The sequence below is a fragment of the Corynebacterium sp. KPL2850 genome (genome assembly GCF_040225855.1).
GTDB lineage: Bacteria > Actinomycetota > Actinomycetes > Mycobacteriales > Mycobacteriaceae > Corynebacterium.
In genome coordinates this window covers 1-15,053 of the sequence record NZ_JBEHFV010000042.1, presented here as the reverse complement: position 1 = coordinate 15,053, position 15,053 = coordinate 1, and the positions used below count along the sequence as shown (strand labels likewise).

Below are 15,053 nucleotides of genomic sequence, written 5' to 3'. Positions count from 1 at the left end.
GGGTGCGGCCGAAGACGTCATCGTAGGGTGGCTGCACAATTTGGACTCCTTTTGAGGGCTTTGGGTGCTGTTGCAAAGTTGGGGCAGTAGGAAGGGCGACGTGAACTAATCACAGCCATGGGTATTTTCTCGGGTCGTCATTTCCCCCGTGACATTATTCTGTGGGCAGTGGGTGGTACTGCCGCTACGGGGTGAGCTACCGCGCTCTGGAGGAAATGATGACCGAGCGGGGCGTGCCGGTTGATCACACCACGATCTACCGCTGGGTCTAGAAATACGCCCCTGAGCTGGACAAGCAAACACGGTGGTACCGGCAGGTACCTGACTGGCAAGCTAGTTCCTGGCGGGTGGATGAGACCTATATCCGGGTCGGCGGCAGGTGGTGCTAGCTCTATCGGGCGATCACCGCCGGTGGCCAGACCTTGGAGTTTTACCTCTCTTCGAATCGGAACGTGGCCGCAGCGAAGTGTTTCCTGGCCAAGGCCGTCAGATCCAATGCGTCAGCCGGGTATCCCAGAGTGATCAACGCCGATAAAGCACCCTCCCTAGCCAGGGCAATCGCCGAGTTGAAGTCAGAGGGAATCTGCCCGCCAACAGTGGAACACCGGCAGGTGAAATACCTCAACAACATCCTGGAAGGCGACCATGGTCGGCTGAAGCGGATCCTCGGGCCGAAAGGCGCGTTTAAGAACCGGACATCTGCATATCGGACGTTGAAAGGGATGGAGGCGATGCACTCATTGCGGAAAGGGCAAGGCACGATGTTTACCTACGGGCAACCGAACCCGGACGCGGTGATCGTCAACCGGGTCTTCGAGACGGCCTAACAACGCCCACACGCAGCGGCCATCAGGGAATGAGAAACTGAGTCTTCGCTGCTCTCCGCCCAACTTTGCAACAGCACCAATCAAAAGGAGTCCAAATTGTGCAGCCACCCTACGATGACGTCTTCGGCCGCACCCTCGTAGTTGCCGACCCTGATGGAAACCTGTTCCGCGTCAGCCCAGTCGTTTAATTCTTAAATTGGGATTCAACAACTAGGAAATCCTCCAACAGCCCAAGGAAAACATCTCAGTTGGAGGATTCCAATTGCCCCGAAGCGGGAGCTAAAGCCAGAACGTCAGATCAAAATAACAAGCAAAATGACTTGTTGACACCATCGAAAACAAGAGTTCGACAGAAGAGAGCGGGAGTTAGGATGTAAATTCCCACACTTGCAATCCTCAACCGCCAAAGTTCAGAAAAACAAAGAAACCGAAGGTCACGAACCCTTTCGAGTTTGTTACCTCCGGTTTCGCAGTTTGTTCAACTGCTCATTGTGCCCGGGGCGGGACTTGAACCCGCACGTCCTTATCGAACACTGGCACCTGAAGCCAGCGCGTCTGCCAATTCCGCCACCCGGGCAGGGTGTGGTTGTCAGTGCGACTAGATAAAGATAGCACAGGAAGCACATGCAATTACAAATCAGCAGGAAAAGCGGATTATTTTGCGCATTTAAAGGCGAAAATCTAGGAACTTTCGCGCCGCCGTCTACGTTTGAAAGGGGTGTACAAACTATAATGGCTACTACTGATCACTACTGATCGCTGTATAGCGGAAAGGAGCAAAATTCGTGGCGTTTTTAGAAAGGCTGGCGAAGCTCGATTCCGCTATGCAACGCGGCCTTGATAACGGCATGGCTTTTGTCTTCGGCGGCAAGGTCGTTCCTGCAGAGATTGATGAGCTTTTGAAGCAAGAAGCCCAGGACAATCTCGGCCACGGGGACGATGACAAACTCTATAGTCCCAATGTCATGACTGTAGGTGTCTCCTCCAAGGATTTGGAGAACTTGTCGCAAGACCCCGATTTACCTGCCGATTGCGCAGACCAATTATCTCGCTTTATCCGCAATAACGGATGGTCCCTCGCTGGTCCCGTCATTGTGCGGATTGCGGAGGAATCGGGCCTGCGCACGGGCCAGCTTCGTGTGTCCTCGTTTATAGATCACGAGCCCACAGAAGAGACCGGTTTCGAGGCGATTTTCCACGACTTTGATGGTCAGGAGGACCAGATGACCAACCCGCACGAAAATAATGCGGATGACGCAGCTACTACCGCTTTCATTGCGCAAGATGACCAACCCGCACCACAAACACAGGGCCCCGCAGTCAATTTGATGTTGCAGGATGGCTCTTCCCGCGTCTACCACGTGCAGGAAGGGTCAAATATTATTGGCCGCAGCAATGATGCGGATTTGCGCCTGCCGGATACGGGTGTGTCCCGCCAGCACGCGGAAATCACCTGGAACGGCGAAGATGCCGTGTTGGTGGACTTGCAGTCCACCAATGGCACCACGGTCAATGACACTCCCATTGATAACTGGCTGCTTGCCGATGGCGATGTGATCACCATGGGCCATTCCCACGTCGAGGTCCGCATTACGGGCCTTGATTCGCATAGTTACTAATTCACACTGAGGAAGGGAGGCCGCCATGGATGCAGTCATCATGCTGGCGCTTCGCATCGGCTTATTGGCTCTTTTGTGGGTATTTGTCCTGGTGGCCTTGAATGCCATGCGGCGGGATACCAATAAATCCGCAGGTCCTATGCCACAGCAATCAAAAATGGGTGCGTCCCCACGCAGTCACGCTGCGGTAAAGCAGCTTTCTATTGTGGAGGGACCCTTGCAGGGATCCCACATGGATTTGGGCACGCTCGAGGAATGTACCTTGGGCCGCGCCTCAGACTGTGATTTTGTCACTGGGGATGATTACTCCTCCGGCCATCATGCACGCCTATTTCGCCGCGGCAGCGAGTGGGTAGTGGAGGATTTGGAATCTCGCAACGGAACCCTCGTCAATGGTGTGCGCATCGACCAACCTGAAGTAGTCGGCGCGAACTCCGAAATTAAGCTAGGCCGCACTACCGTGAGGTTGAACGCATGACACTGAAGCTAAACTTTTTTGCCAAGTCGGACCGCGGGCTTATCCGCAGTAATAATGAGGACTCCGGATACGCTGGGTCCCACCTGCTGATTTTGGCCGATGGCATGGGCGGGCATGCTGCGGGCGAGGTTGCCTCCCAACTCATGGTCAACCACCTCGAAATCCTGGATCAGGATCCGGGTAAGGAGGACACGGAGGCACTCCTCGCGGCTGCTGCCGATGACGCCAATGAAGCCATTAGCGAGCACGTCACCGCCCACCCGGAGACCGAAGGCATGGGCACGACGCTGTCCACGATGCTGTTCAATGGCACGACATTTGGTGTCTGCCATGTAGGTGATTCGCGCGCTTATTTGCTGCGCGATGGCAAGCTCGAGCAAATCACCAAGGACGATACCTATGTGCAGTCCTTGGTGGATAAGGGCGAGCTGGCTGCAGAAGATGTTTCTTCCCACCCGCAAAAATCCCTCATCTTGAAGGCTTATACTGGCCGTTCGGTGGAGCCGACGCTGTTCACGTTCGAAGCCAAGGCGGGCGACCGCATTCTGCTGTGCTCGGATGGCCTTTCGGACCCAGTTACCGCGTCCACGATTGAGACTGCCCTTGGCCAGGGAAGCATCGAACAAGCAGGATCCACCCTCGTGGATCTTGCCATTCGTTCGGGCGGACCGGACAATGTCACGGTCGTTATCGGTGAGGTTACGGAAGAAAAACCCGCCACTCACGAGCCGTTCCGCGTCGGTGCTCTTGCAGGTTCGGTAGAAGAGCCCACGCACCCGGATTCTTCTGCGTCACGCGCCGCCAAACTTACCCGTAAACCGCAGGTGATCCCGCCGGCCGTCATGGCCGATGAAGACAATGCGGCCAAGGACTCCGATGAAGAAGAGGCAGAAGACGAGCCCCCTCGACGAAAAATTGGGTGGAAGGTCCTCATCGCCCTCATCGTCATCTTGGCTCTCGTTATCGGCGCAGGACTGTGGGTAAAGAACTTCTTGTCTAATAATTATTACGCCGAGACCAACGACGCACAAGAGATCACCATCCTCAAAGGCGCGGATTATTCCCTATTTGGCAAGGATTTAAGTTCCACGCACCAATACGTGTGCATTAATGACAAGAACTCCTTGCTGTTTTCTGCGCAGAAATGCAAGGGAGACTTCACCCCGTTGAAGGTCTCTGACCTGCCCGAGTCTGAACGCGGCGCGGTCAATCACATTTCTGCTGGTGATCTGAGCATGGTTCAGGACCAGATTAATGACTTAGGCGAAAAGGCACTCAAGCCGTGTATCACTGCGCCGAGCCAAAAAGATAATAAAGACACCAAGGAAAACAAACCTGGGGTCACTTGTAGGGAGGTGTAGCTGATGCAGAAGTTTTTTAGCCGGAGAATCGAACTCGGCCTCCTTATTCTCGCCGCGGTTGTCTTTGCCATTACCTTGGTCAGTTTGGAGCTGTCGCAGGATAATGCGCTCACGACGGACTTGATCTACCTCATCGGTGGATTCATTGGTGTCTTTACCATTGCCCACTTGGCAATGTGCTTCTTGGCGCCCTACGCGGACCAGGTCATGTTGCCTATCGTTGCCATCCTTAATGGCATTGGGCTTATCGTTTTGGCCCGGTTGGATTTGGTCAATGATCGGGGTCTCGCGGTCCGCCAGGTCATGTGGACCGTCGTTGGCCTCGTGCTCTTTGTGCTGGTCTTGGCGGTTGTCAAGGACCATCGGTCACTCACTCGCTATTCCTATATCTTGGGCGCGGCTGGCCTCGTACTGTTGGCGCTGCCGTTGGTGTGGCCACAACCTGATGGCGTTGAGGCGCGAATTTGGCTGAATTTTGGGCCTTTTTCCATCCAGCCGGGTGAGTTCTCCAAGATCATGCTGATCTTATTCTTTGCCATGCTGCTAACACAGAAGCGATCCCTTTTTACCGTGGCTGGCTATCGTTTCTTGGGGATATCCCTACCCCGCTTGCGCGACCTCGCCCCCATTCTCATCGTGTGGGCTATCGCCATCATCATCATGGGCATTTCCAATGACTTTGGTCCGGCGCTGCTGCTCTTTAGCACGGTGCTTGGCATGCTATTTATGGCTACCGGCAGGGTCAGTTGGCTATTCATTGGCCTCATCCTCGTTGGTATCGGTGGCTTTGGCATTTACCAGGTATCCGAAAAGATTCAGCAGCGTTTCTCCAACTTCTTGGATCCGCTAGCCAATTATGATGTCACCGGCTTCCAACTGTCCCAGTCCCTTTTTGGCTTGTCATCTGGCGGTATTTCCGGCAGCGGCTTGGGCCAGGGCCACCCCGAATTGGTCCCAGTGGCACACTCAGACTTTATCCTCGCCGCCATCGGTGAGGAATTGGGCTTGATTGGTCTAGCTGCCGTGCTGGTCCTCTTTGGCATGTTGGTTACCCGCGGATTCAATACCGCGTTGCGTACCCGCGATACGTACGGCAAACTGGTCGCTTCAGGCCTTTCTCTTACTTTGGCGGTACAGGTCTTCGTCGTCACCGGTGGCATTTCCGCCCTGCTGCCGATGACCGGCTTGACCACTCCTTTCATGTCCGCCGGTGGTTCCTCTCTCATGGCTAACTATGTACTGTTGGCGATTTTGCTGCGAATCTCTAACGCGGCACGCCGACCCATGCAGGAGAACTCGAGCAATGCTCCGAGTGATACCTCCATGTTCCCGTCGGTTCAGGAGGCTTACCGATGAACAAATCCATCCGCCTAGTATCCCTATTTGCCATCATCTTGACCGCGGTCCTGTTGGTGAACCTGACGGTCATTCAGGCATTTTCGGACGATAAATACGCACATAATGCGAAGAACTCGCGTGGATTTATAGAGTTGCAGACCACCCCGCGCGGCCAGATCTATTCCGGCAATACGGTGCTGGCGCAATCCACGGAGAACCCGGATGAGACCTACTCCCGGTCCTATCCCATCGATTCGCCCGCCTTTGGCAATATCACCGGCTACTTGTCCAGCCAATTTGGTGCATCGGAATTGGAATCTTCACAGAACGACATCCTCAATGGCACGGATGATTCCCTGTTCAAGCAGCACTGGCTGGATACCATCGCGAATAAGCCCACCCAAGGCGCCAATGTGGAGGTCACCATCGACCCAGCATTGCAGCAGGCCGCGTATGACCAACTGGTCGGACCAGGGTACGAAGGATCAGCGGTTGCCATCCAGCCATCGACTGGCAAGATTCTGGCCATGGCCTCTAACCCGGGATTTAACCCAAATTCATTGGTGGGCGAATCCGCCGATGAGGCTTGGACGGGTTTGCAGGAGCAAGAGGGCCAACCACTGGTCAACCATGCAGCGGCAGATACCTTGCCGCCGGGATCTATTTTCAAGATCATTACGACGGCGGCCGGATTGAATAATGGGTTCGACCCCTCGTCGAGCCTGACCGGTGCCAACGTGATTACCTTGCCGGATACCGTCACGGAACTGACGAACTACGGCAACGAAAAGTGCAACGGCCAGGATTCGGTGACCCTGCAGACCGCCTTTGCGCTGTCGTGCAATACCGCATTTGTGCAGATGTCTGAGCAAATTGGCGCGGATGAGCTGCGCAAGTACGCGGATGCTTTCGGCATCGGTGAGAAATACGATCTGGGAGTCTCTTCTTCCGCGGGTACCTTGGGTGACCTTCCGGATGGTGCGGCGACGGCGCAATCGGCCATCGGCCAGCGCGATGTCACCATGAGTGCGTTGCAGGCGGCAGTAATGGCAGGCACCGTGGCCAATAAGGGCACGCGCATGGAGCCTTACCTAGTCAATCGCATTACCGATGCCCAGATGAAGGAAATCCGCACCACCAAGCCCAAGAAGGCCGACGAGGCCGTCACGGAAGATACTGCATCGACCATTCGGGACTTGATGTTTGCCTCCGAGCGTTCTTCGTGGGGCTACGACGGCAACGGCTTCGCATCCAAGACCGGTACCGCCGAGCACGGCGAAGGCTTGGCTCCGCACGTGTGGTACGTCGCCTTTGACCCGGACCGCGATATTGCCGTCGGGGTCGTCGTCAAGAATGGCGGTAACTTGGGCGAATCCGCGACGGGCGGCAGAGTCTCAGGCCCAATTGGTCGTGCCATCTTGAGCGCTTACCAGGGGGAACAGTAATGAAGAATACCGAGAATAAGGACCATCTCCAGGAACTCATCGGCAGCGACTACGAGCTGCAGTGGATCATTGGCCACGGCGGCATGTCCACGGTGTGGCTTGCCGATGACACTCGTAATGACCGCGAGGTAGCCATCAAGGTTTTGCGGCCGGAATTTTCTGATAACCAGGAATTCCTCTCCCGCTTCCGCAATGAAGCGGAATCCGCTGAATCTATCCAGTCCGATAACGTGGTGGCAACGTATGACTACCGCGAGCTGGAAGATAATGGCCGCAAATTCTGCTTCATGGCCTTGGAATACGTGCGGGGCGAATCCCTCGCGGATCTGCTCGCGCGCGAGAACACCTTGCAGGAAGAACTCGCGCTGGACGTGCTTGAGCAGGCGGGCCACGGCCTATCCATTATCCACCGGATGGGCTTGGTGCACCGCGATATTAAGCCCGGCAACCTGATGATTACCCAAAATGGACAGGTGAAGATTACGGACTTTGGCATCGCCAAGGCCGCCGCCGCGGTACCGCTCACGCGCACCGGCATGGTGGTGGGTACTGCCCAGTACGTTTCGCCTGAGCAAGCGCAGGGCAAGGAAGTCTCCCCTGCCTCGGATATCTATTCGCTCGGCGTCGTTGGCTACGAGATGCTCGGCGGCAAGCGCCCCTTTTCGGGCGATTCTTCCGTGTCCATTGCTCTTGCCCACATCAACCAGGAGCCAGAACCGCTTTCCACCACGATTAGCGCCCCGGCGCGCGAGCTCATCCGCATCGCTCTGCGTAAGGATCCCAATACCCGCTATGCCGATGGCAATGAATTCACGGTCGCGGTATCCGATGTGCGCCTGGGCAAACGCCCGCCGCGTCCGAAGTCCATTCCGCCCCACCAGCAGGCCCCAGAGCCTTCGCCCTCGGCATCGACCGAGATGCTTGCCGATGTCGCCCAGCCCACCACCATTCATCCAGCGGCGGGGACGCCAGCTCCACAACGCAAGGCAGCACCAGCTCCGGACAATGATTCGAAGGGCGGGAAGTCTTTCCTCAAGGGCTTGGGTATCGTCGCGGCTATCGCCGTGCTTGCCGCGGGCGGCTACGCCATTATGAACCTCATGAGTAGCGAGGGCGGCGACAGTGAGCCTTCCTCTACCCAAGAGACTTCCGTGGTTACCGAATACCGGGATCCCACGACCACGCAGGTAGAAACCCTGGAGGAGGACGAAGGTACGAACGAGACGCCGCAAGAAGTGACGGTAACGGAGACGGAACCCACTGATCAGGAGGGCAATCAGGCGCCGCGTGATAATCGCCGGCAGCAGCAGACCCCGAACCAGCAGGCTCCGACGCGAAACCAGCAGCGCCCGAATGCTCCGACGCAGCAGCGCCAGCCCCAGCAGACGCACGTCGAAAATACACCTGAGCAGAACAACACAGTAAACTCACAGCCCGATGAACTCCCTGGGGATTTATCTGACCTATTAAGACAGGATGGTGACTAAGCCATGGTCAATGACCGGTACCGGCTCGGTGAGATCATCGGCTCCGGCGGCATGTCCGAGGTATTTGCCGCAGAGGACACCACTTTAGGCCGGCAAGTTGCGGTAAAAATGCTGCGCACGGAGATGGCTCGTGATATCAACTTCCGCGAGCGCTTCTACCGCGAGGCGCAGAACTCCGGCAAGCTAAACCACCCCAATATCGTGGCGGTCTATGACACCGGCGAGACCGAGGTGGATGGCATGACCATCCCGTATATCGTTATGGAGAGGGTCAACGGGGCCACGCTGCGCGATATTATTCGCGATGATGGCCCGCTGCCCGCCCAAGAGGCGGCGGAGATCCTCAAGCCGGTCGCTGAGGCCCTGCAGGCATCCCATGAGGCGGGAATCATTCACCGCGATATCAAACCGGCGAATATTATGCTCACCAACACCGGCCAGGTGAAGGTGATGGACTTTGGCATCGCCCGTGCATTGGATGACTCGACCTCGGCGATGACCCAAACTTCTGCCGTTATCGGTACCGCCCAGTACCTTTCCCCGGAGCAGGCGCGCGGCAAGAACGCCGATGCGCGTTCTGATGTCTATGCGCTGGGCTGCGTCATGTATGAGGTGCTCACCGGCCGCACCCCATTCGAAGGCGAAACCCCCTTTGCCGTGGCCTACCAGCACGTGCAGGAGGAACCGACCCCGCCTTCGGAGCTTATCGATGACCCCTCGTTGACCCCCACCCAGCGGGTCAATATCGATGCGGTGGTACTGACCGCGATGGCCAAGCACCCCGCGGACCGCTACCAGTCTGCCTGGGAGATGGCCGGCGATTTGGACCGCCTGCGGGGTGGCCAGGTCACCAATGCTGCTCGCATGCACGTAAACGAAGATGATGCCACGACGGCGATGCCCGCACCGGCCACTTCTACTACCCCTGCGGCTGCGTCCCACCGGGCACCGATCGAATCGACGCGTCCTACCGAAGAGGACGAAAGCGGCGGCTGGATGAAGTGGCTCGCGCTGCTTCTCGTCGCGCTGTTGATCGCCATCTTGGGCTATTTTGCCTGGGATTTCTGGAGTAGCGACGATGACGATAACCGGAACGGTCGAAACCAAACCGAGGTGGCGGAGCACAATAGCGTCATCGTGCCGGAGGTAGAAAACCGCCCGCGCAATGAAGTGGTCAAGGAGCTCGAGGACTTGGGACTTCTCGTCACCGTGAACGAGGAAGCTAACCCCGATATCGATCGCAATAATGCGATTCGCATCAATCCGGCCCCTGGCTCGGAATTGCAGAAGAACGCCTCGGTGACCTTAACCGTTTCTTCCGGCAAGGAAATCATCGATGTCCCCGATATCACCGGCATGAACTTGGATCAGGCCGCGCAGGTTTTGGGAGAGGCAGGCTTGGAGCTGAACTCGGATATTTCTGAGCGCAATGATGAGGCCCCCGCCGGCGAGGTAATTCAGCAGAACCCCGCGGGTGGTACCCAATTGTCCAAGGGCTCGAAGGTCCGGGTGACGGTGTCTAAGGGCATCGAAAAGAAGCGCGTTCCTGATGTCGCTGGCTTGAACGAGGAGGATGCGCGCAGCCGCCTCGAAGCCAGTGACTTCGACGTCAATGTCCGCGAAGTCGATTCCTTAGAGCCGGAAGGCACCGTGCTTAACGTCTCCAACCAGGGCGCGCAGCTGGAAAAGGGCCAGACTGTCACCATTGAGGTATCCAATGGGATGCTCATGAAGGCACCCGAGGTAATGCACAAGAATCAAGGACAAGCCGAAAATGCCCTGCGCCAGGCGGGCTGGAATGGCCAGCTGCGCGTGGGCGAGCCAATTCCTACCGGCGCCTTGGTCGATAGCAATAAGATCGGTTGGACGTCCATCAATCCTGGCGATACCATCCGCAAGGATCAGGACGTGGAGGTTCGCATCTGGAAATTCGAAGCCTCGGCGCTACTGCCGTAACCACCGCTGCTGGTATCGTAATTCATCAGTAAGCACTGAGATAAGAACTGAAATCTAGAGAAGGTCTCTTATGCCAAAGTCAAAGATCACCCAGAGCTCTGCCACCCAGGTATCGAGCTCTTCTGGGGCAAACCGCACCCCGGTCAAAATCAACTCTGAAGGCACCCCGAAATGGTACGTGGCCATCATGCTTGGCCTGATGGTCATTGGCCTGCTGTGGCTCGTGGTCAATTACCTCGCCGGTGAATCCATCCCCTTCATGGCGGAGCTCGGCGGTTGGAACTACGGGATTGGCTTCGGCCTCGCCCTCATTGGCCTGCTCATGACCATGGGCTGGCGCTAGGCCGCTGGTCAAGTCTGTTTGAGTGGTGTTTCTGCCTTTCGTTGAAACAAGCAGTGTTATGGGCTCAGGGGGTCAGCACGTACCCGGTGCTCTAACTGGTTCACGCGACTTCCTTGGAGGTGTCAGCGTCAATGACGTTGACGGTGATCAACGCTTTGGTCTGTTCCAGGCTCGTTAGCGACATGTAGCGGTTTTGCTGAATCCAGTCATCATGTTGTTCAGCCAAGACCGCACAGACAAGGCGCACCACAGCGTCAAGATTGGGGAAGATGCCGACGACATCTGTACGTCACCAGATTTCACGATTGAGCCGTTCAGCGGGATTATTCGGCCAGTCTTTCTTCCACACTGATGCCAGCGCGTTTGTAAACGCCAATAGTTCGTCGAGGGCTTCTTCCAGGTAGTTAGCAACGTGTGGAACTTCTGCTGGCAAAACGCCACGACCTCTGTGGCTTGGGACCACACCGATTCCGAATCTTGCTGCTGGAGTACCGTATGAAACATCGCCGATAGGGTTGGCCACTGCGTCTTGGGCACCATCGACGATAGGTTTTTGGCGAAATGGGTTCGACATCGTTGCCAGGACGCATTCAGTAACACGTCACTAATCGCGTGCTGGATACCTAAATGGGCATCACTGGTAGTGAGGTAGACATCATCAAGTCCGCGGGTGGGCCAGGCTGGTTTTTAAGACCGGGCGGTTTGAGTGCCTTCCTGGGTTTGGTGCCATTGGTTGGCGTACTCAGTCGGCGGGATAAACCCTAGGCTCGAATGAGGATAATAGGTATTATAGCGCTTCGACCACAGTCGCAGGCAACGCGACGCATGGGCGGGGTCGTCGAACATCTCGTCCTCTCACAGCTCGTCGCGTAGCCGGTTGTGGAAGGACTCCACAAACCCGTTATGCCATGGCATCCCCGGTGGGATGAACGCCTCGACAGTGTCTTGCTTAGCAGCCCAACTAGCCAGCTCACGGCTGATGAACTCCGGGCCGTTATCCATACGTAACACCCGAGGCCTGCCACGCACAGCAGCTCACGTTCTACACAAAGCCTTTCTTCGTGCGCACGTAGGTAATGTCGGCCACCCACAGCTTATTCGGTCCTTGAGCTTTAAATTCACGCTCGACCAAATCTGGGCGCAAATCAGGCACGTTAGCTTTTCGGATTGTGATTGGTGATCCGCCTTTGCCTTTGCCAGAAACGCCAGCCAGGCGCATCAGTCGGGTAGCGTGTTCACGGCCGATATCGATTCCGTCACGGCGGAGAGCATGCCACATTTTCCGCACGCCGTAGACACCGTAATTATCTCTATGAACAGCACTAATGCGTTCAACCAACATAGTATCGCGAAGGCGACGAGCGCTTAATCCACGGGCCTTGAACTGGCGATAACCACGCGAGGTGATAAACCCACCAGCCCGGTTATTCTTCAACGTCTTACAAATGAACTCGACAGAGAAACTGCTCCGGTAGTCATCGATGAACCGGATCATTTCTTAACGTTTCGGGTCGAGTCATGAGGCGAAAAAGCTGACGCGGCCTTCAGCAGCTCATTAGTGTCGCGTAGCTGGTGATTTTCACGGCGCAGCCTCGCGTTTTCGGCGGCCACATTTTCAGGCACAGGTTCTGGGATGTTTCCCGCACGGCGGGCAGGCTTAAGTCCATTGACGAGCCGTGTGCCATGAAACCCCCAGCTTTGGGGCTACTGCCTGGCACGCGGGGTGCATCGACATATTTTCCGCCACGATGCGGTCCTCTACAAGACGGACCACTCGGTCCTTTGCATCCTGGTCAAATTTTCTCGGCATGTTCCAGATTTTCCCATCTACTCAAACGGAACAAAACCTGGGACACTTCAAACAGCGTGCCAGAAACTGCGCACTCTTCCCTATCCGGTGACACATGCTGGGACGCACTCGCTAAATTCATAGCATGCTTTCTAAAAATAACCTTCCAGTTGCTAACCCCGCTCTGACACGCGCACTCTGCAAGGCACTCGTGGCAGGAGGGGAGGGAATCTCAGCTACGGAGATGCATAATGTCTTCGCCGCGGCCGGTATCACGGTGCTCGAGGGTTTTTCCTCCAAGACTGATATCGCCTACCACGCCTTGATGAACGAGCAACAATCCGCTGAGTCGAGCGGGCCACTGGCACGTTTTGTTTCAGAGGCTCTAGCTCCAGCCCGGTTCTTGAAGGGGCCACAGAAGCGTCAACGGATCATCTCCGACGTCGACACAATCCTTCGCACCTATCGGTTCAGCGTCACCGAGGAGGGGCACATCGTCCCTACAGGTGAAGGCGTCATCGGCGCCGACGCCCTGACCAGGCGGATAAAAGAGAAGCTTGTCTTGCGCGGCACTCATCCCGAGGCGCTGAGATTTTGTGAAGAAGAACTGATTAATCAGTCGATGTTCCATGCTGTAACCGAAGCGACAAAGTCACTGATGGAACGTATCCGGCCCGCAGACTGCGCGCTTGACGGAGAGAAGCTCACTCAGTACGTGTTCGGTACACGCAATAACCCTGGGCCACGATTCATAAACGATTTCTCCAGCCCAGCAGATGAGGCCGAGCATTTCGGATTCATCCATCTACTCAACGGAATCTACGGACACCTTCGTAACGATCGCGTCCATCGCGCACGTCTGGGATCGGAAGAAAAGGGACAAGATTTTCTCGACGCCATGGCGATGATCTCCTATGCACACCGGGTCATCGACAGGAGTTGGCTGAAGGGCCAAGCCTAAGCTGCGGATGGTCGAATTACCGCCACCCCTAAGGCAATATGTCAGGGGTGGGAGGCGGTGGCGTCCCTGACAGCCGGCCAGTTACGCTTTCTTCTTGACGCTCGTGGGGGCAGCCCCGCGGATTGCTCCTTGTCCTTGTCCGGAACAGAGGCCTCGGCCGCCTGAGTGACCCTTGCGGCAGCCTGCTGTTCATAGACGAACGAATTCGACACAGACAGTACCGAAGGATGCTGGTGTCCCACACATCACCGTCGGGCCGACGTTCGCCCCTCGTTGCAACAGTTCAGCAGACGCTGTATAGTCCAGTACATGCTGACTATTGCTTCGCGCTTGGACGTGATGAACCGATTGGGTCGGGCGATGGCCGATCCCACCCGATCCCGTATTCTCCTGACCCTGCTGGGCGGCCCGGCCTACCCGGCCGCTCTCGCCCGGGAACTGGAACTGACGCGGTCAAATGTGTCGAACCACCTCACTTGCCTACGGGACTGCGGAATTGTGGTCGCAGAACCGCAGGGGAGGAAGACCCGCTACGAGATCGTCGACGCCCATCTTGTCCAAGCGTTGAACTCACTGCTAGATACCACTCTGGCTGCCGACGAAAATGCCCCGTGTATTGACTCGGCATGTGACGTGCCCGGGTGTGCCACCGGAGAGGGGAACAGGTAAGTGGTAACTGGTCTCCTGGGGGCGGTTGGTCTGTTTATCGCCACCAATATCGACGACATCATCGTGCTCTCGCTGTTCTTCGCCCGTGGGGCCGGCCAAGCAGGGACCACACTTCGGATCCTGGCCGGGCAGTACCTTGGTTTCGCGGGCATCCTCGCAGCCTCGATTCTGGTCACCCTAGGGGCGGATGCCTTCCTGCCCATCGAGGCGATCCCCTACTTCGGGCTGATCCCCCTGGCCCTAGGGCTGTGGGCGGCCTGGCAAGCCTGGCGGGGAGACGATGACGACGACGATGACGCGAAAGTCAGCGGAAAGAACGTAAGCGTCTTGACCGTCGCCGGGGTGACCTTTGCCAACGGTGGCGACAATATCGGTGTCTATGTCCCGGTTTTTCTCAACGTGGATACCGCCACCGTTATCATCTACTGCTTTGTCTTTCTGATTCTGGTGGCGGGCCTGGTCCTGTTGGCGAAGTTCGTGGCCACCCGTCCGCCCATCGCGGAGATTCTCGAACGCTGGGAGCATGTGCTGTTCCCTATCGTCTTGATCGGCCTGGGTACCTTCATCCTCGTCAGCGGCGGCGCCTTCGGCCTTTAATAAACTCATCCCCCGTGCTGCTAGGGCCTCTCTAGGTTTCCGAGCGTGTCAAGTTGTTTGTGTGTGGGGCTAGGTTTATAGGTATTTGTCGAAGCGGTCGGGAAAAGCCACGGCCATCTGGTTGATGGCTTGTTTCCAGCCAGAAACTCGGGCTCCTTCCATGAGTCTGCCGGCTGTTCTTGA

At 56.6% G+C, this 15,053-nt stretch carries 14 protein-coding genes, 1 tRNA gene and 3 pseudogenes; 13 read left to right on the top strand and 5 right to left on the bottom strand.

Annotation, left to right across the window (positions count from 1 at the left end; genetic code table 11):
- The first annotated feature begins 117 nt into the window (after positions 1-117).
- Together ABRP93_RS10895 and ABRP93_RS10890 are read left to right on the top strand one after the other, a co-directional pair.
- A pseudogene (locus tag ABRP93_RS10895) lies at positions 118-827 on the top strand (IS6 family transposase).
- 65 nt (positions 828-892) lie between these two features.
- Positions 893-1,015 (top strand): VOC family protein, encoded by a 123-nt coding sequence (locus ABRP93_RS10890; protein ID WP_349887945.1) that lies wholly within the window; start codon positions 893-895, stop codon positions 1,013-1,015.
- Between the two features lie 304 nt (positions 1,016-1,319).
- Here the strand turns inward: ABRP93_RS10890 and ABRP93_RS10885 are convergent.
- Positions 1,320-1,404: transfer RNA gene (locus tag ABRP93_RS10885), tRNA-Leu, on the bottom strand.
- A 208-nt stretch (positions 1,405-1,612) separates the two neighbouring features.
- On the opposite strand from ABRP93_RS10885, the gene ABRP93_RS10880 reads away from it, so the two are divergent.
- From ABRP93_RS10880 to crgA, 8 genes are all read left to right on the top strand, one after another.
- Positions 1,613-2,446, top strand: a complete 834-nt coding sequence (locus ABRP93_RS10880; protein WP_005276103.1) for an FHA domain-containing protein — start codon at positions 1,613-1,615, stop codon at positions 2,444-2,446.
- Between the two features lie 25 nt (positions 2,447-2,471).
- Complete coding sequence (locus tag ABRP93_RS10875) at positions 2,472-2,924, top strand: FHA domain-containing protein FhaB/FipA (RefSeq protein ID WP_349887944.1); 453 nt, start codon at positions 2,472-2,474, stop codon at positions 2,922-2,924.
- Positions 2,921-4,285, top strand: a complete 1,365-nt coding sequence (locus tag ABRP93_RS10870) for a PP2C family protein-serine/threonine phosphatase (RefSeq protein ID WP_349887943.1) — start codon at positions 2,921-2,923, stop codon at positions 4,283-4,285. The genes ABRP93_RS10875 and ABRP93_RS10870 overlap by 4 nt, the downstream gene beginning before the upstream one ends.
- A 3-nt stretch (positions 4,286-4,288) precedes the next feature.
- Positions 4,289-5,641, top strand: coding sequence for an FtsW/RodA/SpoVE family cell cycle protein (locus tag ABRP93_RS10865; RefSeq protein ID WP_349887942.1), 1,353 nt, complete (start codon positions 4,289-4,291; stop codon positions 5,639-5,641).
- The gene (locus tag ABRP93_RS10860; RefSeq protein ID WP_349887941.1) at positions 5,638-7,068 is read left to right on the top strand and encodes a penicillin-binding transpeptidase domain-containing protein; all 1,431 of its coding nucleotides are present in this window, start codon (positions 5,638-5,640) and stop codon (positions 7,066-7,068) included. The genes ABRP93_RS10865 and ABRP93_RS10860 overlap by 4 nt, the downstream gene beginning before the upstream one ends.
- A complete protein-coding gene (locus tag ABRP93_RS10855; protein WP_349887940.1) occupies positions 7,068-8,555 on the top strand; it encodes a serine/threonine-protein kinase in 1,488 nt (495 codons plus the stop codon). Before ABRP93_RS10860 ends, ABRP93_RS10855 begins: the two co-directional genes overlap by 1 nt.
- 3 nt (positions 8,556-8,558) lie before the next feature.
- Positions 8,559-10,511, top strand: coding sequence for a Stk1 family PASTA domain-containing Ser/Thr kinase (pknB, locus tag ABRP93_RS10850; protein ID WP_349887939.1), 1,953 nt, complete (start codon positions 8,559-8,561; stop codon positions 10,509-10,511).
- Positions 10,512-10,581: 70 nt separating this feature from the next.
- Complete coding sequence (gene crgA, locus ABRP93_RS10845) at positions 10,582-10,854, top strand: cell division protein CrgA (protein WP_284831592.1); 273 nt, start codon at positions 10,582-10,584, stop codon at positions 10,852-10,854.
- Between the two features lie 100 nt (positions 10,855-10,954).
- Here crgA and ABRP93_RS10840 read toward each other — a convergent pair.
- The 4 genes and pseudogenes from ABRP93_RS10840 to ABRP93_RS10825 all read right to left on the bottom strand — a co-directional run.
- Positions 10,955-11,523: pseudogene (locus ABRP93_RS10840) on the bottom strand (transposase); the annotation flags it as partial.
- Between the two features lie 186 nt (positions 11,524-11,709).
- Entirely contained in the window at positions 11,710-11,856 is a 147-nt protein-coding gene (locus ABRP93_RS10835; protein ID WP_349863848.1) for an integrase core domain-containing protein, read from the bottom strand.
- A gap of 40 nt (positions 11,857-11,896) precedes the next feature.
- Positions 11,897-12,349 (bottom strand): IS3 family transposase, encoded by a 453-nt coding sequence (locus tag ABRP93_RS10830; protein WP_239269703.1) that lies wholly within the window; start codon positions 12,347-12,349, stop codon positions 11,897-11,899.
- Positions 12,350-12,511: 162 nt separating this feature from the next.
- Positions 12,512-12,710, bottom strand: a pseudogene (locus tag ABRP93_RS10825) (hypothetical protein).
- 78 nt (positions 12,711-12,788) lie between these two features.
- On the opposite strand from ABRP93_RS10825, the gene ABRP93_RS10820 reads away from it, so the two are divergent.
- The 3 genes from ABRP93_RS10820 to ABRP93_RS10810 all read left to right on the top strand — a co-directional run bounded on the left by ABRP93_RS10820 (position 12,789) and on the right by ABRP93_RS10810 (position 14,870).
- Positions 12,789-13,604, top strand: coding sequence for a TIGR02391 family protein (locus tag ABRP93_RS10820; protein WP_349887938.1), 816 nt, complete (start codon positions 12,789-12,791; stop codon positions 13,602-13,604).
- 309 nt (positions 13,605-13,913) lie between these two features.
- A complete protein-coding gene (cmtR, locus tag ABRP93_RS10815) occupies positions 13,914-14,273 on the top strand; it encodes a Cd(II)/Pb(II)-sensing metalloregulatory transcriptional regulator CmtR (protein WP_023024707.1) in 360 nt (119 codons plus the stop codon).
- The gene (locus ABRP93_RS10810) at positions 14,274-14,870 is read left to right on the top strand and encodes a cadmium resistance transporter (RefSeq protein WP_349887937.1); all 597 of its coding nucleotides are present in this window, start codon (positions 14,274-14,276) and stop codon (positions 14,868-14,870) included.
- Positions 14,871-15,053: the final 183 nt, after the last annotated feature.